This is a genomic window from Pseudoalteromonas sp. Scap03 (assembly GCF_013393115.1).
In the GTDB taxonomy this organism is placed as follows: Bacteria; Pseudomonadota; Gammaproteobacteria; order Enterobacterales; family Alteromonadaceae; genus Pseudoalteromonas.
Window position 1 is genome coordinate 2,193,501 of the sequence record NZ_VDEU01000001.1, and the last position, 22,231, is coordinate 2,215,731.

Below are 22,231 nucleotides of genomic sequence, written 5' to 3' on the forward strand. Positions count from 1 at the left end.
GTATATAAAATGAGTAATTTATTTTCTTTAGAGGGCAAAGTTGTCCTGATCACTGGCGCTAGCCGTGGTATTGGTAAGGCCATTGCAAACACATTAGTAGCACAAGGTGCAAAAGTAGCGGGCACAGCAACAAGTGAGTCGGGTGCGGCTAAAATTAGTGACTACTTAGGTGATAACGGTAAGGGCTATGCGTTAAACGTAACGGATCCTGCATCGATTGAGGCGACATTAGCGGCAATTAAAGCCGATTTAGGTGATATTGATGTATTAGTAAATAATGCCGGTATTACGCGCGATAATTTATTAATGCGCATGAAAGAAAATGAGTGGGACGATATTATCGATACCAACTTAAGCTCTATCTTCCGTTTATCTAAGGCTGTACTTCGCCCAATGATGAAGAAAAAGAACGGCCGTATCATCAATATCGGCTCTGTAGTGGGTACTATGGGTAATGCGGGTCAAGCTAACTATGCGGCCGCTAAAGCGGGTGTTATCGGCTTTTCTAAGTCACTAGCGCGTGAGGTAGCCTCTCGTGGTATTACTGTAAATGTGGTTGCACCTGGTTTTATTCAAACAGACATGACCGATGATTTGACAGATGAGCAAAAAGCAGCAACGCTTGCAAACGTACCTGCGGGTCGTTTAGGTCAGCCAGATGAGATTGCAGCTGCAGTATGTTATTTAGCATCTGACGCCGCTGCGTATGTATCAGGTGAAACTTTGCATGTAAATGGTGCGATGTACATGGTTTAAGTTCGCAATGCGAATTAAATAAACTATAAATTGCATGCGGGTTTGCTAAAAAATATTGAATTTTTCGCAAACTTGCTTTAAACATACTTGAAATCGCTGTGAAAATAAGCGATAAAAGATAAAATAAACACTCAAGAGGTTTGACCAGCAAATTATTTATGGTCAAAAGATTGAATCAGAGAATTATCGGACGTAAACTACGCCGCAATCTGAAAATAACGCATTGGCGTTTTTAATAAAGGAAAGAAGAATGAGCGATATCCAAGAACGCGTAAAGAAAATTATCATCGAACAGCTAGGTGTTAAAGAAGAAGAAGTTAAAAACGAAGCTTCATTCGTTGATGACCTAGGTGCAGACTCTCTTGATACTGTTGAATTAGTAATGGCTCTTGAAGAAGAGTTCGACACTGAGATCCCAGATGAAGAAGCTGAAAAGATCACTACAGTACAATCTGCAATCGATTACGTTACAGCTCACGCTGAGTAATTAATCGCAAATTAAGGGCAGCATTCGCTGCCTTTAATCTTTATATCCAAACCACCTCAAAGTACATGATTCAATTCCAAACCCTCACTCATCATCAGCAATTAAATTGTTATTGCTCAGCGTTGGTTATTGGTTTGAGACTCGCACTTTGAGGTAGCTTGGGTATGATCATCCCCCATACTAATAACATAACTAGCAACAGCGTTAACGCTGAAATAAACTGAGCTAAGTTAATTGGTATAATAATAATTCCTTATTGGAGGCAAACCGTGGCTAAACGTCGTGTCGTCGTAACTGGCTTAGGAATGTTGACGCCGCTAGGCAATGATGTTCAATCAACCTGGCAAGGCTTATTAGATGCTAAAAGTGGTATTCAAAATATTACCCACTTTGATACATCAAAATTTGGTACTCACTTCGCTGGTTTAATCAATGGTTTTGATGCATCGGCTTATATGTCACCAAAAGATGCTAAAAAAATGGATTTATTTATCCAGTATGGCATTGCAGCGGGTGTTCAAGCTTTTCAAGATTCTGGCCTCGAAGTCACTGAACAAAACGCAACACGCATAGGTGTAGCGGTGGGTTCAGGCATTGGTGGCTTAACTCTCATTGAAGAAAACCACATAAAATTATTAAACAGCGGCCCACGTAAGTTATCGCCGTTTTATGTACCGTCTACCATTATTAATATGATCTCGGGTCATTTATCTATAATGCACGGCTTACGTGGTCCTAATATTTCAATTGTAACGGCATGTACTACAGGCCTGCACAACATTGGCCATGCCGCTCGTATGATTGCCTACGGCGATGCCGATGCAATGGTTGCCGGTGGCGCAGAAAAAGCCTGTACACCAATTGGAATGGGTGGCTTTAACGCCGCACGTGCGCTTTCAACGCGTAATGACGATCCACAAGCAGCGTCTCGCCCGTGGGATAAAGACCGTGATGGTTTTGTACTTTCTGATGGTGCCGGTGTGGTGGTTGTTGAAGAATACGAACACGCGAAGGCACGTGGCGCTAAAATTTATGCAGAACTTGTTGGTTTTGGTATGAGTGGTGATGCGTACCACATGACCTCACCACCAGAAGATGGCGCAGGTGCAGCTCTGGCTATGGAAAACGCATTAAATGATGCGCAAGTAAATGCAGAGCAAGTTGGCTACATCAATGCACATGGTACGTCTACTCATGCGGGCGACAAAGCAGAAACGTCAGCGGTTAAAACTATTTTTGGTGATTCAGCTAAAGATGTAATGGTAAGTTCATCTAAATCTATGATGGGTCACTTACTTGGAGCGGCGGGCTCTGTTGAGTCGATAGTATCTATTTTATCGTTGACCGAGCAAAAAGTGACGCCAACGATTAACTTAGATAACCCAGATGAAGGCTGTGATTTAGATTACGTACCGCATACAGCACGTGATGCTAAACTTGATTACGCTTTGTGTAACTCATTTGGGTTTGGTGGTACTAATGGCTCGTTACTGTTTAAAAAGGTATAATCTTTTTTAACAACGAACGACAATAAGAACCCAGTTGTTTAACTGGGTTTTTTTATGTGTAAAAAAATATGCAAACAATAATAACAGCAAGTGAAACCAGTAATATAAGCACCCGTGATAGGGGCTTAAATTATGGCGATGGCTTTTTTACCACTGCAATGGTTACTGATGGACAAGTTGAGCATTGGGCTTATCATAAAGCACGTTTAATTGAATGTGCGCAGCGTTTGGGCTTTCCTGCACTTGAATTTAATGCACTAGAGTCGCACATTACTCAGCAAGTAGCATCACAGGCGCAAGCGGTTGTTAAAATTGTGGTAACACGCGGCGAGGGCGGGCGAGGCTATGCGCCACCAAGCGAATGTAATTTAAATATTATTGTGAGTGTTTTACCTTATCCAGATCATTATAACAGTTTAACAGATGCAGGCATTAGTTTAGCTATTAGCCCGATTAAGCTGGCCGTTCAACCTCATTTAGCTGGACTTAAAACTTTAAATAGGCTTGAACAAGTACTGATCAAAAATGCCCTACAAACTCAGCACAGCGATGATGCGTTAGTCCTTGATTACAACAACAATGTAATTGAAACTTCAGCGGCTAATATTTTTGCAATAAAAAATAATAAAGTATTTAGCCCAAGGCTCGATGAATGCGGTATTAAAGGTGTTTTTCTGCAATCTTTATGTGATAAATTAACCGTTGAATTTAAAACTGTCAGCGTTGATGACCTTACCCAAGCAGACGCCGTATTTTTATGTAACAGCTTAATGAAAATTGTGCCCGTAAAAAGTATAGGCGAGCACTGTTTTGATATTGTGCACAGCCAATCATTACTAAACGAGTTACTAGCCAAGGAGGCTTAGTGTTAAAAGTTATATTATCAGTATTACTACTGGCTTTTTTTAGCTCTGTGATTGGCTACCAGCAATTACAAGCAACCATTCAAACGCCATTAAAGGTAGCCACTAACACCCAATTTAAAGTTGAAAAAGGCACCGGTTTTAATAAGTTATGTCGTCAGTGGCAACAGCAGCAGTGGCTTGAAGATTGCTGGCGGTTTCAAATATTAGCTAAACTCGACCCAACCTTGACCGATTTAAAAGCGGGTTTGTATGAGTTGAGCGTAGATAGCGTAATAAACAACATAAAAAAAATAAACCAAGGTGAGCAAATTAGTTTTAGCTTTACCATTATTGAAGGTCAAGCACTTAGAGATGTATTAAATACGGTAAAAATTGCTCCACATTTACAAAACGATTTAAAACTCGAACAGCTTGGCGAGCAAATAATCGGCAAGCAAACTCACCTTGAAGGATGGTTGTTTCCCGATACCTATCATTATCATAGTAACGACAGCGCGAGTAGTTTATTAAAGCGTGCAGCGCAAAAAATGCAGCAAACACTGGCAGATGCATGGCAGCAACGGGCAAGTGATTTACCTTACAATACCGCCTATGAGGCCCTGATAATGGCTTCTATTATCGAAAAAGAAACCGCGCTTGCCAGCGAACGCCCGTTAATTGCTTCGGCGTTTATTAACCGCTTAAATACCAATATGCGCTTACAGACCGATCCTACCGTAATATATGGACTAGGCGAAGATTTTGACGGCGATATTAAACGTAAAGACTTAAGAAATTACACCCCGTATAATACCTATCGTATTAACGGATTACCGCCCACACCGATTGCCATGCCCTCCAAAGAAGCCATTTTAGCGGCGGTAAACCCGCCCAAAAGCGAGTATGTTTACTTTGTAGCCAAAGGCGATGGTAGCCATCAGTTTTCAACCACATTAAAACAACATAATGCGGCGGTTAACCAGTATATTTTAAATAAAAAGAATTAGTGTTTATGAAACCAAAATTTATAGTTATAGAAGGCCTAGAGGGCGCGGGTAAATCTACCGCCATTGCCCTGTGCCAAGACTTTTTAAATCATCACCATGTTGATTTTATCAATGTGCGCGAACCCGGTGGAACACCACTGGCTGAATCGTTACGTACTTTAGTAAAAGCAGAACACCAAGAAGAAATAGCTTTTGAAACTGAGCTGCTAATTATGTATGCCGCGCGTTCACAACTAATGCATAATGTGATCAACCCAGCGCTTGAACAAGGCCAGTGGGTATTGGCTGATCGTCACGATTTATCGTCACAGGCGTATCAAGGCGGTGGGCGAGGAATTAGTGCAAACACGTTAGCGTCGTTATCGTCTATGGTGTTAAAAGGTTTAAAACCCGATTTAACTATTTACTTAGATATAGACCCTGTTATTGGCCTTGAACGTGCAAAAGGCCGTGGTGAGCTAGATAGAATTGAGCAAGAAGCCATTGAGTTTTTTCAGCGCACCCGTATGCGTTACATTGAGCTTGCAAATGATGACGACAGCATAAAAACAGTTGATGCCAACCAAAGTATTGATAAAGTTCACCGTGATATTACCAATGTACTACGCACGTTTTTTTCAGGGTTAAAATAATATGGCATTGCCGTGGCTTAATGAGGTAGAGCAACGCTTAACTCAAAGCTATAAAGCGCAACGTTTTCATCATGCGCAACTGTTTTGTGGGCCCATTGGGGTTGGCAAATTTGAACTAAGTGAGCAACTCGCAAACAGTTTGCTATGCCAAAATACGCAAGTACAGTTAAGTAGCCCCACTAGCGTACTAAGACCTTGTGGGCAATGTAAAAGTTGTTCATTAAACTTAGCGGGTACACACCCAGACAAACGCATTACCCGAGTAGAAGGGCAAAGCATAGGTGTTGATGATATTCGCGGCATAAGCGATTTTATGCACCAGTCAGCTGCGCAAAATGGCAATAAAGTAGCGATTATTCAAAACTGCGAAAAAATGACCACCGCAGCCGCTAATGCGTTATTAAAAACCCTTGAAGAGCCAAGTAATAGTCGGTTTTTAATCCTGACAACCAGCCAAGTGGCGCAGTTACCAGCGACTATTTTAAGCCGTTGTGCTAAAACCGAGGTTAAAGTAACTAATAACCAATTAGCACAACAATGGTTAAGTAGTTTGGATGTGCCTAACTATACCTGGTTGTCGTTATTTTATAGCCAACCATTGCAAGTAAAGCAGTGGCAACAGCAAAATCAGCTAGAAAATATTGATACGCTTTATAAATTTGCAACTGAGTTTAAACAAAGCCATAATTTCAATGCGTTAGTCGATATAATAAATAAACAGCCCGAGCTTGTTCGTATTTTTACTTTATTTTTAAGTGAGCAGCTCAAACAACAGCTTTTAAATGGCATGAGTTTTGACTCTTATCAAGTTGCTCAGCAAGCACTGAATGATTTTTTACAGAATAACATACAAATACTTGGGTTAAATTTACCGCTTGCGGTATCACGACTAGCGTATACATTACGTAACCAATAAAAAGGACTAGATATGCAAGAGCTATTAGTAGATATAGACGACCTTGATGAACTATATCGCTGTTACATGCCTTTTTTAAAAAAAGGTGGGTTATTTGTACGCACCAATATGCGTTATGAACCTGGGTATTCACTTGCCTTACGCGTTACCTTGCCTGACGCGCTAGAAGATGACGTGGTAACCGGAAAGGTTACGTGGGTCACTCCACAAGGCGCTCAGAGCTCAAATCCACCGGGGATCGGTATTAGCTTTTTAGATGACAAAACCAATCTAAACGCGAAGATCGAAAAACTGCTGGGGACTATGTTAAACTCCGGCAATCCAACTTATACCATGTAGTAAAAACAGGCCTTATTTTGATTGTAGATTCTCATTGCCATTTAGACCGTCTTGATTTTGATAAACTCGATTTAAACCTAGACCAAGTACTTGATAACGCCCGCGCTAAAAAAGTAGAACATTTTTTATGTGTCAGCGTCACACTTGATCAGTTTCCCGATATGCTAGAGCAAATTAAGCATTACGATGACGTGTCTGCGTCATGTGGCGTGCATCCACTCGATCAAAAAGACGCACTCAACAAACAGCAATTAATTGACTTAGCCTCACACGACAAAGTAGTAGCCATAGGTGAAACTGGGCTTGATTATTACTATGCAAAAGACACTCATGCAGTGCAACAAGCGAGTTTTGTTGGCCATATTGAGGTAGCTAATGAATTACAAAAGCCACTTATTATTCATACCCGTGATGCCCGTGCCGATACCATTAATTTAATGCGTGAGCACAAAGCAGAAAATTGCGGTGGGGTACTTCACTGTTTCACCGAAGATTGGGATATGGCCAAAAAAGCCATTGATATGGGCTTTTATATCTCTATTTCAGGCATTGTGACCTTTAAAAATGCGGTAGAGCTTAAAGAGGTAGTAAAGCAAATTCCTCTCGATCGACTGCTTATTGAAACCGACTCGCCTTACTTAGCGCCAGTACCATATCGTGGTAAAACTAATCAGCCAGCGTATGTTGAAGACGTGGCTTATTACATTAGTGAACTCAAAGGCATTAGCTTTAACGAGTTGGCAAAAGCCACTACTGATAACTTTTACTCTTTATTTAAATTAGCAGCTAAAGGCTAACCTCATGACGATTCTCTCGGTGCAACACCCGCTGATAATTATGGGGCCCATGGTGCGCCGAGCAGAAAAAGCTTCAGTTTGTATTCAGTTTGCTACTTCAAAGCCAGTAAATTGCCGTGTAGAGCTAATTGGCTTCGAGTGCTATAGCGAACAAGACACCATAAGGCTAGGTGAATATTTATTCTTACAGTTTGTGGTAATTAAACCTATAAACAGTCAGTTCCCGCGCGATACATTATTATCATACCAACTATTTTTTGATGACACCCCTGTTGATTTATCAGCATTTAGCTTTAACAATCAGCCATTACCTGAATTTGTGATCCCCAAAAAACTAACGCAAATATTACATGGCTCGTGCCGCAATGCGCATCATCCTGCAAAAGACAGCCTAGTAAGTTCAAGCCATTGGCAAGCCGTTCAGCGAAGTAATGAACAGCAGGGGGCACAGTTATTATTGCTTTCGGGCGATCAAATTTATGCTGACGATGTAGCTGGCCCCATGTTATTAGCGATACATCAGCTAATTAAGCACTTGGGTATTTATAAAGAGCAGCCACTTGATTTAGATTTACCCGCTGACATTGCAGAACAGTTGTATGGTCGCCATTACTTGTTGCCAACTACCTCATGGAAAAACCGCTCAAAACTAGGTATTGGCTATTGGTTAAAAAAGGACGAACCGCATTTTTCTAGTGTAAAAGCGTATAATCATCTGATTCATTTTGAAGAGTTCGTAGCACTGTATTTACTCAATTTTAGTAGCCAAGCATGGCAATACATTGACCTAAATAACTTAAGTTACTCAGGTGGTAACGGAAAAAATCAAGCGCTATTTAATGCAGAAAAAACCGCATTAATCGACTATGCACAAGGTTTAGCAGAGGTAGATCGATTGTTTGCCAATGTATCTACCTTAATGATGTTTGATGACCATGATGTAACCGACGATTGGAACCTCACCGCAGGGTGGGAGCAAGCCATTAATCAAAACCGCAGCAGCAAGCGTATTGTAAATAATGGCTTAGCGAGCTATTGGCTGTTTCAAGGAATGGGCAACGACGCACTGCAAAAAACCGGATCGTTACTTGGCCCTTTTAACGACTGTTTAGCCGGCGATATGCAATGGCAATTTAAAGCGTTTGATAAGCACCTTAACGATTTTAACCATTGGCATTACGAGCTAATGACCATTCCTAAAGTGGTGGTGCTCGATACTCGTACGCATCGTTGGCGTAATGAGCAAAACTTTAACGAACCTTCAGGTTTACTTGATTGGGAACGTCTCACAGAGCTTGAAGAAAGCCTATTAAGCCATGACCAAGTCATTATTGTATCGCCTGCTCCCGTGTTTGGGGTTAAATCGATAGAGGCAATTCAAGCGGTGTTTAATATGTGTGGGCAACCACTGATGGTTGATGTAGAAAACTGGATGGCCCACGAAGGCTCAGCCAAAAAGTTACTCAACACCTTTAGGCGCACCGACACCCCAAACGAAACGCTGATTTTATCGGGCGATGTACACTATTCGTTTTGTTTTTCAGTGCAAAAGCGTTTTGGCGATCATCCCAACAGAATTTGGCAACTGACAGCCAGTGGCATTAAAAATGAGTTTCCGCGCAAGCTAATAAATATACTCGACAAGCTCGACTCTATTTTATACGGTCCCAAAAGCCCACTTAACTTTTTTACCAAACGCTGGCATATGGAAGTAGACAAACACCAAACTAAAGGCAAAGGGCAAAAGTACTTAGTAAGCGATTCTGCCATTAGTTTGGTTACGCTTGAAGCGGGTAATTTAGCCAGGTATCAGCTAATCCACGGCGACGGCCACACCACCGAATTTGATTTAGAAGAGCAGTGATTTAATACAAGAATTAGGTCGATATTATTGCCAACTTGTAGCAGCGGCTTCATGTCGCGTCATTTTATAATGTCGTTAGCGACGGGCGACGGGCGATGAGCGACGAGTTACGGGGTAAATATCCAAAAGCGCAGCGTCTCTTAACTCTCTTTGTTAATAATTTCTTTGCGCGGCATAAAGCCCCGCCTACAATAAACAGCTATGTTACCCTTATTCGTAGGCGGGAGTTTACCTCGCGCATGTTTAAAGTATGAGGGTATTAGGCCCGTAACCTGACCCCCGCAGCCCGTTAACTTCGTCGTTTTTTAATCCGCTTTGGTGCCGGTAACTTATTGGTTAATATCGCTAAACATAACACCACTATAAACAGCATTGAGTTTGCGCCGGCTTGTAAGGAGTAATCAACCGACGAATGTAGCATCATGGCTACTATGGCCGTAGCACAACCAAACGCCCCCCCCTGATAAAGCGCCGTCTTACGCGTTCGCATAGTATTAATACATAACCACAAACAATAAAGCACTAGCAGTCCTAATAACGCTGTGGCAGGAATACCTAGCTCAACTGCAAATTGTACATAATCGTTATGCGCGTTGTCGTAGTAGCCAGAGTAGGGCTCAGATTGATACGCAGGAAACGCAGTATAAAAAGTACCGCCACCAGAGCCCAATAATGGGTTATCTAAAATCAGTGGAATTGAGTCACGTACAACTTCATCTCGTGTTTCTGATTGCAAGCTGGTTTCGCTAATACGTTGTTTTACTTTTTCTACATCGAAAATAGCACCAATAATAATTAAATCGATAATAAAAAAGCTCACAATCAGCAATTTAAATGCTTTAGGCTTTTGCTTATAAACAAACAGCGCTAGTAAGCTTACTATTATTAAAGCGATAAAAAAGGCCGAGTTACCCATACGGCTGCGAGTTAAAATAAGCGCCACAATAATAATAATTAACGAAATGCGTAAAATTATTTTAGAACTCAATAATATTTCGGCCCAAGCGCGTAGTGTTTGTTTTACAGTGGGCTGATAACCGCTGTTAGAGCGTTTTAGTTCACTGATTAAAACACCAATGCCTAAACATAAACATAAAGCTAAGTAATTAGCTAAAAAGTTAGAATAGGTAAAAGTACCAATTGCACGATCTGTATGTTTGTAACCAAATAAAGGACTAACAATATCGGGAGATAAGTTTAAATAACTAGCGTACAACGCCTGAAATACACCGGCACAAATAACAGCATAAATTAACTTTTTAATTCGCTCTGCACTATTGCAGTAGTTAAATATTAACCAGCTCAGCATAATTAAAAAACAGGTTTTTAATAACATTTGTTTGGTTTGAAATGCATCAACACTCACGCCAAACAGCTGTATACCACAAACTAAAATAACTGCACTTAGAGTAAAAAATAGTGGCCAAGAATAGCGAGGCGGAAATAGCGCTTGGTTGTTATTTAACACACTGTGGGTAAGATGGGTAATAAAGGTAAAGCTAGTTAAAATGCCAATAGCTAAAATTGCCCAAGGTCGGTAACTACCTAAAGGAAGAGGAAGTAAAAATAGGATCAAACAAATTAAAAAAAATATAAAACGATTCAAAATAAACTCAAACAAAGTAAAAACGCAGCCAATAGGCTGCGTTTAAATATACTTATGGTAAAAACTAGTTACCGACTTCAGATATACCGTTATCACCACCTGTACCACCAGAGCCTGGAGGTGTTGGTAATGTTGGTAAACTGCCTACTGGCGGAGCAGGTTGACCTACACCAGGGCCTGCAGCGGTCGCTTCAGAAGCGGTGGTTGCATCAACACCTGCAGTAATTGCAGCAAGTGTAATTGCATCAGAGTCTAAACCTGCAGCCGTAAGTGCAGCTAAAAAGTCAGAAATTAACGGATTGTCTGCACCAAATTGGGCAACAACAGCTGCAACCATCGCATCAATGTCTGCAGCGCTACACGCAGCATTTAGTAATTTCTCTTCTAATTCAACTTTTTCTTTGTTTTTACAAATACGTTTAATAGCTTCTACTAAATCTTCGCGTAATTGCTCTGGTGAAGTATCTGCAGTAACGTTATTAAGAATATCAATTATGTTATTTATGCTCACTTCTTGAACCACAGCATCGTTATCCGTTTGTGCATGGGTTGGAAGAGCAGTAAGAGCTGTTGCGCTAGCTACTAAGCCAGCTAAAAGTAATTTTTTCATTTCTCGTCCCTAGGTTGAGCTTTAATTGCAAAATTTTAGCGCATCGGCGCAAAAAGTAAACTCTTTATTTACGCCATTTTCATTAGATTTAATAATTTTTGATGGTGACAGTATTAAATTACCTTGTACCCCGTCACATCCCAATGATTCGAGTATCTCTAACGTTTCAGTCTTTTCAATTAAACAGGCTAAAACTTTAATACCAAAGCCATGACAAATATTATTAACTGTTTGAATATAAAATTGGCTTTGTGGGTTAGTTACTAAATCTTGAATATAACTACCATCAATTTTTACATACTCAATATCAAGACCTTGTAAATACCTGAACGACGTTAAGCTAGTACCAAAGTGTTCAATACATACATTAATACCCAGCTCTTTAATTGCATCTATGTGTAACGAAGCTACGTGCACATTATAGAGCAAACCAATTTCATGTAGTTCGAATACAAGATTTGTTTTAATAACGGGTTTAGTGTGCGAATAAAGGGTGAGCCATTGTATAAAGTCAGTTGAGTACAACGATGCCTTGCTAATATTAAGTGCAAATACATCATTAGGGTAATGTTCTTTTATATCTACAAAGCTTCGTATAATTTTTTTATCGAGTTCTTCGGTTAAATTTAACTTTTCAGCCATGGCGAATAAGTGGCCATTATTTACTTTTTCACCCTCATGAATAAAGTGGGCAAATACTTCAAAATAACATTGAGAATCAGTTTTATTAGCTTGCTTTACGGGCTGCACTGAAAAGCTCACTTCACCCGCATTAATAATCGACTTAATTAAAGTACGCCATTGGTTAACACTAAATAATGACTCTTTATCGGTATTGTCTAATGTAGCATCTTCGCCAATAGTGCAACTAGTATCAAGTAACGACAACACTTCACCCAAGGCAGCGCCTTGATCAATCCCAACTATGGCTAAATTAGCGTAACCATTAATGTGTGAGCTATTTTCTTTTTGACTTAACTTATCACTCACATCTAAGCGAGCTTTACTTAAAAATAAAACATCATACGGGGCCAATAAAACGAACGTTCCCCCGTTGAGCCTAAATAAAGATGAATTTGGTAACTCATTAGCAAGCTGTTTAAGTATTTTTGCAGCATCAAGCACATGCTGATCGCCATCTTGATAGCTTACAACTTGGTTAATATTATTTAACGAGGGCAGGGTAAGCATCATTGCAGTAATGGGTGTATCGTCAGTAATATTATTAACAACTGAATTAAAGTGGTTCTCAAACGACTTGCGGTTACCTAACCCTGTTAACGAGTCTATGTATACCTCTTCGGTAAGTGCTTGAGTTTGTTTTGTTAGTGAGTCAAACGTACTTTGTAGGTTTAAAACCATGTTATTAATGGCTTGTGTAACAGTGCGCAGTTCTCGAGCAACCGGTATTTCTTTATTTAAGGTAAAACGCTTTCGTGTTACTAGCATAGCTTGGTTTTCTACTGCTTGTAGTGGCTTAAATACCGCACGTAATATTAAAAATGCAATTGCCAGTGACGCTGCTAATAGTAAAAACGAACTATATAAGCTGCGCAAGGTGTGCTGCCACAAGGTTAAATACGATTGCCCAGTATGGCTGGTTACATCAAGGGTGCCGGCCATCATCCAGCCATTGTTAATTTCAGAATGCATAGTTGGTGCACTTAGTTCAACAGCACCTATAAACCAGCTAGGAACTGATTCAACGCGTTTAGGATTTTGTAATTCAAAAACGATGTTGTTTTGCACATCAGTAAACTTAATTTGGCTATAATAACCAGAGTCAAAAATAGCGGTTGCCATCGTCTCGGCAATCATTAGGCTGTCGTCTTCTAAATAAGGAGAGATAGAAAGGCCTAAACTGGTAGCGGTATCTTGCGCGTGGCTAGCCATTTGCGTTTGTAAGTAATTACGGGTTGTATCAACGTCGGTAATAACGCGTACACAAAACGAAATTATCGAAATTAAAATTATCAAGCCATATACTTGAGTCTTTAAACTCAATCCATATTTAAAGAGTCGAGACATAACTACTAGTTCCTTTATTGTTATCGTTGGCAGGCGCAAGCTCACCTTGTTCAATTCGCTCAAGCATGGTGTTCCAAGCAGAAACACCACGACTATTTTTAACTTTATTACCTAACCCTTTCGACTTGGCTAACCATAAACCTTGGCCATTAAAACTATATATAGGTTTTAAATCGCCACGGTTACTAGCAGGTACCAATTTTGTATTGAAATTATCAAGCACTAGCGGTATTTGATTAGGTTGTTCAAAGTATATAAGTACCATGTGAGGTTGATTAACCGTACGCTGGCGTACATACATAAAGCGTATTTTATCTTCAGGGATTCCTAAGGCTATTAAAGTAAAATACTTTGCAATAACATAATCTTCACAGTCACCCATACCCACCCCCAAGCTTTCTAGTGGCGTGGCCCAATAATCTTTTTTTTGCCAAAGCTCGTCATCGGTTTTGTACTTTATATGCTTATTAAAAAAGTCATTAACTAAATGAATTTTTTGCCATTCGCTTTTGTCGGCAGAGTCATCTATAAAACTCAGCCAGTTTTTTATTCTTTGGTGGCCAGCATCACCATAAAACTGTTTGGCACGGGTAATTATATCGCTATTACGCAAATGTAAAAGCATGTCTTGTGCACAAGCAAAAAAAGACACTAATATAATGATGCAAATTCCTACCCGCACAAAGCCCATCCCTAAAAAATTAACGCGGTAATTATATTCCCATTGAAACTAAAATGATAGGTTATAAAAAGTGCACCCACCCTTAAGTTAACAATCTGTTAACTTAAAACAATCTAAAAGGCTGCTTTTTGTATTGAGCGAATTTATCTGGTGTGTATAATACCCGCCCATATGGACAGTAGCACTTAAAACACATGCTTAAATTTAGCAACGGCATCAATAAGTTTCTACGAAAATAAAAAAACGATAAAAGGAATTGAAGTGAAAGTATTAAAAGCAGTCTTGCCTGTTGCAGGTTTGGGTACGCGCATGCTGCCAGCGACCAAAGCAATGCCAAAGGAAATGCTTCCGCTAGTCGATAAACCTCTCATCCAGTATGTTGTAAACGAAGCAGTTAAAGCCGGTATTAAAGAAGTTGTTCTGGTTACCCATGCCTCCAAAAACGCAATAGAAAATCACTTTGATACTAGCTTTGAGCTAGAAGCGACCCTAGAGGCCCGCGTAAAACGTAGCTTGCTAGAAGAAATTCGTTCAATAATTCCGCGAGATGTCAGCATTATTTCGGTTCGTCAATCAGCGCCGTTAGGCTTGGGCCACGCAATACTTGAAACTCGCCCAATCATTGGTAATAACCCATTCGCTATTTTGTTGCCTGACGTCATTATCGATCAATATAAGTCGAGCCTAAAGGTTGATAACTTAACGCAAATGATCGGCCGATTTGAGCGCACCCAGCATAACCAAATTATGGTTGAGCCCGTCCCACATCAAGAAGTGCACAACTATGGTGTAGTTGATTTAGCGGGTAAAAATATTGCCCCAGGCGAAAATGCAGCCATTACCAACATGGTTGAAAAACCAAATAATGACGAAGCGCCAAGTAATTTAGCCATAACAGGACGTTATGTTGTATCACCTGCTATTTGGGATTTGCTTGAATATACGCCACCAGGTGCTGGCGGCGAAATTCAATTAACAGATGCATTACTGCAGTTACGTCACCTTGAAACAATTGAAGCGTACCATTTAAAAGGTAAGTCGCACGACTGTGGCTCAAAACTAGGTTATATGCTTGCAAATGTAGAGTATGCAATGCAATCAAACCTAATGGGTGAAGAATTTACAAAACGTGTTAAGCAATTAATGGCAAATGCATAAAGCTATACAAAACCGGTTAGTAAAAAATTAAAGGGAAATCATGGCTATTAAAGTATTAAGTATTTTTGGTACGAGACCTGAAGCAATAAAAATGGCACCGCTAGTTAAAGCACTCAATGCCGCAGAAGGTATTGACGCAAAAGTGTGTGTTACTGCTCAGCATCGCGAAATGCTTGACCAAGTTTTAGACCTTTTTGAGATTGTACCCGAGTACGACTTGAACATTATGAAGCCGGGTCAAAGTTTATACGATGTAACAACAAATATCTTGTTAGGGCTAAAACCTATTCTTGAAGAATTTAAACCAGATTTAGTGCTTGTTCATGGCGATACCAGCACTACTTTATCTGCAAGTTTAGCGGCTTTTTATCAGCAAATTCCAGTGGGGCATGTAGAAGCAGGGTTACGTACAGGTAATTTAAGTTCGCCATGGCCTGAAGAGGGTAACCGCAAGCTTACTGGTGCTATTACAAAGCTGCATTTTGCACCAACGCAAACATCGCAGCAAAACTTACTCAATGAAGCGGTAAGTGCTGACGATATCGTAATTACTGGTAACACCGTTATTGACGCATTATTACAAGTGGTTGATAAAGTAAAAACCGACAGCGCTTTAATTTCAACTCTAAAAGCTAAATTTCCAGAACTCGATGAAACTAAAAAGCTTATTTTAGTTACAGGGCACCGCCGTGAGAGCTTTGGTGGCGGTTTTGAGCGAATTTGTGAGGCACTGGTCGAAATTGCAACTGCACACCCAGATACACAAATTTTATACCCAATGCATTTAAATCCTAATGTACGCGAACCAGTAAATCGCATATTAAAAAATGTTGATAATGTGCATTTAATCGAGCCGCAAGACTACCTACCATTTGTGTACTTAATGAATCAAGCTCACATAATCGTAACCGACTCAGGTGGTGTTCAAGAAGAAGCGCCAAGCCTAGGCAAACCTGTACTTGTTATGCGTGACACCACAGAACGCCCAGAAGCGGTAGAAGCAGGTACAGTTAAACTAGTAGGCACAGATAAAGCTCGCATAGTGAATGAAGTTAATAACTTACTCACTAACGATCAAGAATATCAGTCAATGAGCCGTGCACATAACCCTTATGGTGATGGTAAAGCGTGTGAGCGTATTGTGGCTAAAATTAAGCAACATTTTAAAGATTAAAATAAAGTTTAAAACTTTTTCAAGGATTTAGTAATGACAATTAAAACAGTTTCAGTTGTTGGTTTAGGCTACATAGGTTTACCAACTGCGGCGGTTATTGCATCGCGCGGTATGAAAGTAATTGGTTTAGACGTAAGCGAAAAAGCAGTTAATACCATTAATGCCGGTGAAATACACATAGTAGAGCCTGATCTCGACATAATAGTTCGTGGCGTAGTATCTACTGGTAACTTAAGAGCGACTACAACGCCAGAAAAAGCCGATGCGTTTATGGTAGCTGTACCTACACCATTTATTCACAGCGAAAGTGGTAACCACAGTGCAGACTTAAGCTATATTGAATCGGCTGCAAAAATGATTGCCCCAGTGCTTGAAAAAGGTAACTTAGTTATTTTAGAAAGCACCTCACCTGTAGGGGCAACGGAGCAACTAGCCGCTTGGTTAAGTGAAGCGCGCCCTGATTTAACGTTCCCACAAGATAAAGGTGATGCCGCCGACATCAATGTTGCTCATTGCCCTGAGCGTGTATTACCTGGTTATGTATTACAAGAGCTAGTGTCAAACGACCGTGTAATAGGCGGTATGAGTAAAGCATGTAGTGAAAAAGCTGTTAAGTTATACGAAACTTTCGTGCGCGGCGAGTGTATTATTACCAATGCTCGTACTGCTGAAATGGCTAAGTTAACCGAAAACTCATTTCGCGATGTAAACATTGCCTTTGCCAATGAATTATCGGTAATTTGTGACAAATTAAAAATTAATGTGTGGGAGCTTATTAAGCTTGCTAATCGTCACCCGCGTGTAAATATTTTAAACCCAGGCCCAGGTGTTGGCGGCCACTGTATTGCGGTTGATCCTTGGTTTATTGTTGCAAGTTGCCCAGACGAAGCAAAAATAATTAAACAAGCACGCTTAACTAACGACGCAAAACCATTCTACGTAATTGAAAAAGTAGCAAAAGCCGCTGATGAATTTAAACGTCCAGTTATTGCATGCCTAGGCCTTTCATTTAAAGCCGATATCGACGATCTTCGTGAGAGCCCGGCATTAAATATTGTTGAAGAGTTAGCAGCAAAAAATATAGGTGAAATACTTGCGGTAGAGCCAAACATTGCAGAACTTCCAGCTAACCTAGCAGATAAAAATGTTAGCTTAGTATCACTTGAAAGCGCACTAGAGCAAGCAAATGTCGTTGTAGTATTAGTTGATCATAAACAATTTAAAGCTGCAGACAAAACAGAGTTTGCATCAAAAGTTGTTATTGATACTCGCGGTATTCTTTAATTTTGTACTATTTATAAAGATTTTTTAATGTGTATTAATAAAATATCAATAATGCCTAAAAAACATATTGCTTTAATTATGCCCCTCTCTACTTACGACTGGGGTAGTAATAATTGTGGCGGCGTAGATAGCGTATGCCAGATGCTTGCAGAATATATGGTTAACCATGATGACGCTAACTATAGGTTTACCATTATCGGTCTTGACCCGCAAAGTAAAACCCCTTTCACAGGGGATGTTATTCATTTATCGGATAACGTTGATTTTATCTGGTTGCCTGCATCAAGCAAGCAATCAAAATTTAAAATCCCTGGCATTATTTGGCAAAATTGGCATGTACGAAAATTATTAAAGATCTTAAACCCTGACTTAGTTCACACCCACCTTTGGAGTTTATTGGTAGGTAGTTGCTACGAAGGTAAAACACTTGTCACCGTTCATAGTTATAAAAAAATAGCCCGCCGTAATGTGGGTTTAGTTAATGATTTTTTATATGAAAAAATTATTCCTTCAATTACTGCAAGGCGAAATGATAATGTTGTTGTTGTTGGTAAACAGTTGCAAAGTGCAATTATTGCAGATGGGTTTAAATCTGAAGTAGTCCATAACCCTATAAATCAAGAATACTTTGAAGCTAATTACGCCAAACATAACCGAAAAGAAGTAAAACTGGTTACGTGTGCGTTATTAACGCCAAGGAAAAAGGTTGAAGACTCCGTTGCTTTATTAGCCAAGTTAGTTAGTGATGGCTTCGACTCTTCGTTAGCTATCATTGGACCTGCTACAGATAAAGAATATACGCAACGGATTAAAAAACAGGTTGTTTCTCTAGGGTTAGAGAATAATGTGACTTTTTTTGGTAAGTTAAATAAAGCTCAGATCATACAGCAGTATACTAATGCTGACTTAGGTGTATTTACTTCTGGTGAAGAGACATTCGGCTTAGTGCCTCTAGAAATGTTAGCTGTTGGTTTACCTCTAATTACAACTAAGGTTGGAATACTTGAAGATGAAAGGCTTTTTTTTGAAGGAATAGGGGTTCAATACTTTACTAATACATTGACGTCAGAAAGTGTGAACAATTTAATTAAGAATCATGATGTGAATAAATCTAAAAGTACACTTGAAACGAAATTTAATATTGCATGTGTTTTTGAACAGTACCTCGACCTCTACTCTAAAACTATAGACGAAGTTGAATAATGTTTGGTTCATTGCTTAAGTACGCCCCAGTACAAATATTTGCTGCAATTAGTATTTTTACGTTAATTAGCATACATACTAAGTTGTTGACTACAGCTGAATATGGGATGCTGGCATTAATGCTGCTAACCGTCGAAGTTGTAAGAGCAGTAGCTGCCCAGTGGATTAACGCTAGCATGCTGCGTTTACTTCCAAGTAAAAAAACAGAGGAACATGAACATTTTGCAGCGATTGCCAACTCGATTATTTTTTGCTGCACATTGCCAGCCTTGGTATTAGTTAGTTTGGGGTTATATTTAACAGGTTTATTAACCTTATCTACGTTTTTAGCTACCTTTTTAGTTTTTTTAACTAAAGCTCTCTATCAGTTCTATCTTGAATTAGCTCGTATAATGGAGCGTTTAAATCAATATAGAATTGCCGTACTTACTCAATCTATTATGGCTATAGCAATTACAGGCAGCTTGCTAGCTTACTCTCCTAATATCCTTTCTGCGTTATCAGCCCTTGCTTTGAGCTACATAGCTGCAGGTTTAGTTGTTTTTAAACCGCTTAAAATTAGTTTTAATAAACTTAAAACTGCAGATGCTAAGGCTATTTTCTCTTATGGTTTGCCACTTATGGCCAGTGGTTTAGTTGCAGCAATATCAAGCCGATTGGATCGCTACTTTATTGCCGACTCATTAGATTTAGCACAAACAGGTATATACGCCGCTATATCAAACATTTTATTAGGAATAGGCGCACTTATTTTTATGGTTGTTGCTTTGCCAAGCTATCCTGAATTAACCAAAAAAATAAACGATAAAGCTGCTTTGTACAAAGCGCATGGTGAATATTTAATTTTATTATGTTTAATTGCAATGCCTGCTCTAGTTGGGTTTTGCATTTTAGCTGAGCCGATAACGCACCTATTGCTTAGTGAAGAATATTTATCACAAGGTTCTACTGTTATTTATATTTTATGTGCGGGGGTGTTTGTTTTAAATTTGAAGGCTCATTATATAGACCATGGTTTACAGTTCTCTTTAAACACTAAATACCTGCCCAAAATCAGTGTTTTTTCATTAATATTAAACCTTTCATTATTAGTTACTTTGATTCCTCCTTTTGGTTTGATAGGGGCGGCGAGTGCTTTTTTAATTGCTAATATTATCGCATTGGTTATGAGCCTATGGCTATCGCTAAAAAAAGGATATAAATACGCTGTACCGTTGCAGGTATATAAAATTATACTTTCAACTGTGTGTATGGCCATATTCCTGCAAGAATTACGAGTTCATCACTTTGTGATAATTAATATGCCCATAGTCAATATTGCTCTTGATATGATTACTGGCGTTATTATATTTTCATCTGTACTTGCCTTACTAAATTATAAAAAATGCAAGGCATGGGTAATAAGTTAATGAAAAATGAAAATATTTACAAAGTAATGGTGTTAACTTTTTTTACTGCTTTTATTTTTGGCGGCTATTTACTAGAGAACGTAGGTATAAAATACGTATCAGAAGGCGGAAATCCGTTAGTTAAAATACATATTTCAACATATATATTAATGCTAACCTTTGCTATCTTTACGCTCAGAAAAGGAATTCAAACACCTATAATTAATCTTAAAGAGCTAAGTTCAGCATGGCTAATTAGCTTACTGAGTATAATTCTTGTAATATTTTATGGTTTATATACCTCGGGTATGTCAGGTATAGCTTATTTGGTCAATACCATGATCTCACCACTTTTAGCTGTTTATTTATTATGTCAGTTAAGCACACATCATAAAGGTAAACTATTAAGCTTACTTGCTTATCTTTTATTTTTTAATGCCATGATTGCTATACTGGAATTTACGATAGGCAAAACAATGGTTAGTGTTGAGTTTGCAAGCTTTAGCTTTTTTCGGTCAACTGCACTCTTGGGTTTCCCTCTCAATAATGCATTAATCACAGCTGCGTTAGCCCCTATACTAATGAGTTATACTCGAATTCCTTATTTAATCTATTTTACCGTTGTAACTTTAGCTTTATTTGCTTTTGGAGGGCGAGCTGCCACTGCTATATTCATTTTCGGAATGTTGTTTTTAATTATGCCAAAGATACCTAGATTTATAAAATCAGGGTTTCATACATCAAAAATGCGTTTTGCTATAATCCAAGCGCTCGCTTTTTTTGCGTTCATTTTTACAACATTAATAATTACTTTAACTCCAATTGGTGCTCGAATCCTCAGTAAGTTGCATATTGATAAGAGTGCTGAAGCACGTTTTAACGTATATATTTTGTTAGATGAATTAACCCCTATTGAATGGGTATTTGGAGCATCGTCTGCATTTAAGCAAAATATTGATTTCTACATTGGAATAAATGTGATTGAAAATTATATCATTGGTTGGGTTGTTAATTTTGGACTTATTGGCACGTTTTTACTTGTTTTCACTTGCTATAGCATACCATCAAAATTGATGACAAGAAGTAATATAAAATTAAATGTTGCCTTAATTGTATTTATTTTAGTATCAGTGACCAACAATGCATTAACGACTAAAACGCCAGCTTTGTTATTTTTATTTAGCGTAATGTACCTTTCCAGAGCAATAGAAAGTAAGACCAAAATATAGCTCAGTATAAAATCTGTCTCTTATACACATCTCCGAGCCCACGAGACCGGAGCCTATAAAGATAAGAGATATTTAAAGCAAAATTTTTTAGAAATTTATACAATTTAAAATGATGAGGTTAAATAATAGGCTCCGGTCTCGTGGGCTCGGAGATGTGTATAAGAGACAGGTTATATAGAGTCTCCAGGTGGCTTTATTTAAGAAAAGTCCCTTTATTACCAAAGCTTATACAGTTAATGATTTTCCTGTTTTATAATTCTAAATTACCTGCTAGTGCGGATATCGGGAAAGGTTCTTTTCTTGTGGTTAAAGGTATTGGGGTAGTAATTATTGATAACGCCAGAATAGGAGAACGTTGCAGGATTGGTATTGGTTGCAAAGTCGTTGGTAAGGGACCTTATAAGCGTGTTCCTAGTATTGGAGATGATGTTTTTCTTGGTCCAGGCTCTGTAATCGTAGGACCAGTAATAATTGGTAACAAAGTAATAGTCGCTCCAAATTCTGTAGTTACAAAAAGTGTACCTAATGGATGCATAGTTGGTGGAGTTCCTGCAAAAATTATCGGGAATATAGACGAATTGAATTATGACATATTAAAAAACGAGAGTTATTTAGATGATGTAGCTCCATATATGGTAAAAAATAAAACAAGACTTTGTCAAGTAGACAGTCATGTTTAATCTTATGTAATTTAATTGTATTTTGCGATCTCTAGCAA

General features: G+C 38.9%; 21 protein-coding genes. 17 read left to right on the forward strand and 4 right to left on the reverse strand.

What is annotated here, in order from left to right:
* Positions 1 to 9: 9 nt before the first annotated feature.
* From fabG to FHG08_RS10040, 10 genes are all read left to right on the forward strand, one after another.
* Positions 10 to 756: a 3-oxoacyl-ACP reductase FabG gene (gene fabG / locus FHG08_RS09995; protein ID WP_010389634.1), complete on the forward strand. Its 747-nt coding sequence runs from the start codon at positions 10 to 12 to the stop codon at positions 754 to 756.
* 250 nt (positions 757 to 1,006) lie between these two features.
* Positions 1,007 to 1,243 carry an acyl carrier protein gene (gene acpP, locus FHG08_RS10000; protein ID WP_008109873.1) on the forward strand — a complete coding sequence of 79 codons (237 nt, stop codon included), beginning with the start codon at positions 1,007 to 1,009 and terminating at the stop codon, positions 1,241 to 1,243.
* Between the two features lie 269 nt (positions 1,244 to 1,512).
* Positions 1,513 to 2,751, forward strand: a complete 1,239-nt coding sequence (gene fabF, locus FHG08_RS10005) for a beta-ketoacyl-ACP synthase II (RefSeq protein ID WP_178955757.1) — start codon at positions 1,513 to 1,515, stop codon at positions 2,749 to 2,751.
* A gap of 68 nt (positions 2,752 to 2,819) precedes the next feature.
* Complete coding sequence (pabC, locus tag FHG08_RS10010) at positions 2,820 to 3,617, forward strand: aminodeoxychorismate lyase (protein WP_178955759.1); 798 nt, start codon at positions 2,820 to 2,822, stop codon at positions 3,615 to 3,617.
* A complete protein-coding gene (gene mltG, locus FHG08_RS10015) occupies positions 3,617 to 4,603 on the forward strand; it encodes an endolytic transglycosylase MltG (protein ID WP_178955761.1) in 987 nt (328 codons plus the stop codon). Before pabC ends, mltG begins: the two co-directional genes overlap by 1 nt.
* Before the next feature lie 5 nt (positions 4,604 to 4,608).
* Complete coding sequence (gene tmk / locus FHG08_RS10020) at positions 4,609 to 5,235, forward strand: dTMP kinase (RefSeq protein WP_010389641.1); 627 nt, start codon at positions 4,609 to 4,611, stop codon at positions 5,233 to 5,235.
* A gap of 1 nt (position 5,236) precedes the next feature.
* The gene (locus FHG08_RS10025; protein WP_178955763.1) at positions 5,237 to 6,151 is read left to right on the forward strand and encodes a DNA polymerase III subunit; all 915 of its coding nucleotides are present in this window, start codon (positions 5,237 to 5,239) and stop codon (positions 6,149 to 6,151) included.
* 12 nt (positions 6,152 to 6,163) lie between these two features.
* Positions 6,164 to 6,490: a PilZ domain-containing protein gene (locus tag FHG08_RS10030; RefSeq protein ID WP_010389644.1), complete on the forward strand. Its 327-nt coding sequence runs from the start codon at positions 6,164 to 6,166 to the stop codon at positions 6,488 to 6,490.
* A gap of 17 nt (positions 6,491 to 6,507) precedes the next feature.
* Complete coding sequence (locus FHG08_RS10035) at positions 6,508 to 7,287, forward strand: TatD family hydrolase (protein WP_178955765.1); 780 nt, start codon at positions 6,508 to 6,510, stop codon at positions 7,285 to 7,287.
* A 4-nt stretch (positions 7,288 to 7,291) separates the two neighbouring features.
* A complete protein-coding gene (locus tag FHG08_RS10040; protein ID WP_178955767.1) occupies positions 7,292 to 9,151 on the forward strand; it encodes an alkaline phosphatase D family protein in 1,860 nt (619 codons plus the stop codon).
* A gap of 289 nt (positions 9,152 to 9,440) precedes the next feature.
* On the opposite strand, the gene FHG08_RS10045 is transcribed toward FHG08_RS10040, so the two are convergent.
* The 4 genes from FHG08_RS10045 to FHG08_RS10060 form a co-directional block, all read right to left on the reverse strand.
* Positions 9,441 to 10,757 carry an O-antigen ligase gene (locus FHG08_RS10045; RefSeq protein ID WP_178955768.1) on the reverse strand — a complete coding sequence of 439 codons (1,317 nt, stop codon included), beginning with the start codon at positions 10,755 to 10,757 and terminating at the stop codon, positions 9,441 to 9,443.
* Positions 10,758 to 10,821: 64 nt separating this feature from the next.
* Complete coding sequence (locus FHG08_RS10050) at positions 10,822 to 11,367, reverse strand: hypothetical protein (protein ID WP_178955769.1); 546 nt, start codon at positions 11,365 to 11,367, stop codon at positions 10,822 to 10,824.
* Between the two features lie 21 nt (positions 11,368 to 11,388).
* Positions 11,389 to 13,395, reverse strand: coding sequence for an EAL domain-containing protein (locus FHG08_RS10055; RefSeq protein WP_178955770.1), 2,007 nt, complete (start codon positions 13,393 to 13,395; stop codon positions 11,389 to 11,391).
* A complete protein-coding gene (locus FHG08_RS10060; RefSeq protein ID WP_178955771.1) occupies positions 13,379 to 14,077 on the reverse strand; it encodes a transglutaminase-like cysteine peptidase in 699 nt (232 codons plus the stop codon). Before FHG08_RS10060 ends, FHG08_RS10055 begins: the two co-directional genes overlap by 17 nt.
* A gap of 261 nt (positions 14,078 to 14,338) precedes the next feature.
* Here FHG08_RS10060 and galU point away from each other — a divergent pair, with 261 nt between their 5' ends.
* The 7 genes from galU (at position 14,339) to FHG08_RS10095 (ending at position 22,193) form a co-directional block, all read left to right on the forward strand.
* Positions 14,339 to 15,235, forward strand: a complete 897-nt coding sequence (gene galU, locus FHG08_RS10065) for a UTP--glucose-1-phosphate uridylyltransferase GalU (protein ID WP_178955773.1) — start codon at positions 14,339 to 14,341, stop codon at positions 15,233 to 15,235.
* Between the two features lie 40 nt (positions 15,236 to 15,275).
* Complete coding sequence (wecB, locus tag FHG08_RS10070; protein WP_178955775.1) at positions 15,276 to 16,409, forward strand: non-hydrolyzing UDP-N-acetylglucosamine 2-epimerase; 1,134 nt, start codon at positions 15,276 to 15,278, stop codon at positions 16,407 to 16,409.
* Between the two features lie 33 nt (positions 16,410 to 16,442).
* Positions 16,443 to 17,693, forward strand: coding sequence for a UDP-N-acetyl-D-mannosamine dehydrogenase (gene wecC, locus FHG08_RS10075; RefSeq protein WP_178955777.1), 1,251 nt, complete (start codon positions 16,443 to 16,445; stop codon positions 17,691 to 17,693).
* 27 nt (positions 17,694 to 17,720) lie between these two features.
* A complete protein-coding gene (locus FHG08_RS10080) occupies positions 17,721 to 18,896 on the forward strand; it encodes a VpsD family glycosyltransferase (RefSeq protein WP_256729675.1) in 1,176 nt (391 codons plus the stop codon).
* Positions 18,896 to 20,305: a lipopolysaccharide biosynthesis protein gene (locus tag FHG08_RS10085; protein ID WP_178955779.1), complete on the forward strand. Its 1,410-nt coding sequence runs from the start codon at positions 18,896 to 18,898 to the stop codon at positions 20,303 to 20,305. The genes FHG08_RS10080 and FHG08_RS10085 overlap by 1 nt, the downstream gene beginning before the upstream one ends.
* The gene (locus FHG08_RS10090; protein ID WP_178955781.1) at positions 20,305 to 21,513 is read left to right on the forward strand and encodes a VpsF family polysaccharide biosynthesis protein; all 1,209 of its coding nucleotides are present in this window, start codon (positions 20,305 to 20,307) and stop codon (positions 21,511 to 21,513) included. Before FHG08_RS10085 ends, FHG08_RS10090 begins: the two co-directional genes overlap by 1 nt.
* A gap of 152 nt (positions 21,514 to 21,665) precedes the next feature.
* Positions 21,666 to 22,193: a serine O-acetyltransferase gene (locus tag FHG08_RS10095; protein ID WP_218651589.1), complete on the forward strand. Its 528-nt coding sequence runs from the start codon at positions 21,666 to 21,668 to the stop codon at positions 22,191 to 22,193.
* The last annotated feature ends 38 nt before the right edge of the window (positions 22,194 to 22,231 follow it).

What these genes read in the sequence shown, in the direction of transcription:
- FHG08_RS10025 (WP_178955763.1), top strand. Translation starts at nt 5,237, where the DNA reads ATGGCATTGCCGTGGCTTAATGAGGTAGAGCAACGCTTAACTCAAAGC.
- FHG08_RS10040 (WP_178955767.1), top strand. Translation starts at nt 7,292, where the DNA reads ATGACGATTCTCTCGGTGCAACACCCGCTGATAATTATGGGGCCCATG.
- fabG (WP_010389634.1), top strand. Translation starts at nt 10, where the DNA reads ATGAGTAATTTATTTTCTTTAGAGGGCAAAGTTGTCCTGATCACTGGC.
- FHG08_RS10050 (WP_178955769.1), bottom strand. Translation starts at nt 11,367, where the DNA reads ATGAAAAAATTACTTTTAGCTGGCTTAGTAGCTAGCGCAACAGCTCTT.
- FHG08_RS10095 (WP_218651589.1), top strand. Translation starts at nt 21,666, where the DNA reads ATGTGTATAAGAGACAGGTTATATAGAGTCTCCAGGTGGCTTTATTTA.
- wecC (WP_178955777.1), top strand. Translation starts at nt 16,443, where the DNA reads ATGACAATTAAAACAGTTTCAGTTGTTGGTTTAGGCTACATAGGTTTA.
- pabC (WP_178955759.1), top strand. Translation starts at nt 2,820, where the DNA reads ATGCAAACAATAATAACAGCAAGTGAAACCAGTAATATAAGCACCCGT.
- tmk (WP_010389641.1), top strand. Translation starts at nt 4,609, where the DNA reads ATGAAACCAAAATTTATAGTTATAGAAGGCCTAGAGGGCGCGGGTAAA.
- FHG08_RS10090 (WP_178955781.1), top strand. Translation starts at nt 20,305, where the DNA reads ATGAAAAATGAAAATATTTACAAAGTAATGGTGTTAACTTTTTTTACT.
- acpP (WP_008109873.1), top strand. Translation starts at nt 1,007, where the DNA reads ATGAGCGATATCCAAGAACGCGTAAAGAAAATTATCATCGAACAGCTA.
- FHG08_RS10080 (WP_256729675.1), top strand. Translation starts at nt 17,721, where the DNA reads ATGTGTATTAATAAAATATCAATAATGCCTAAAAAACATATTGCTTTA.
- FHG08_RS10055 (WP_178955770.1), bottom strand. Translation starts at nt 13,395, where the DNA reads ATGTCTCGACTCTTTAAATATGGATTGAGTTTAAAGACTCAAGTATAT.
- wecB (WP_178955775.1), top strand. Translation starts at nt 15,276, where the DNA reads ATGGCTATTAAAGTATTAAGTATTTTTGGTACGAGACCTGAAGCAATA.
- FHG08_RS10085 (WP_178955779.1), top strand. Translation starts at nt 18,896, where the DNA reads ATGTTTGGTTCATTGCTTAAGTACGCCCCAGTACAAATATTTGCTGCA.
- FHG08_RS10030 (WP_010389644.1), top strand. Translation starts at nt 6,164, where the DNA reads ATGCAAGAGCTATTAGTAGATATAGACGACCTTGATGAACTATATCGC.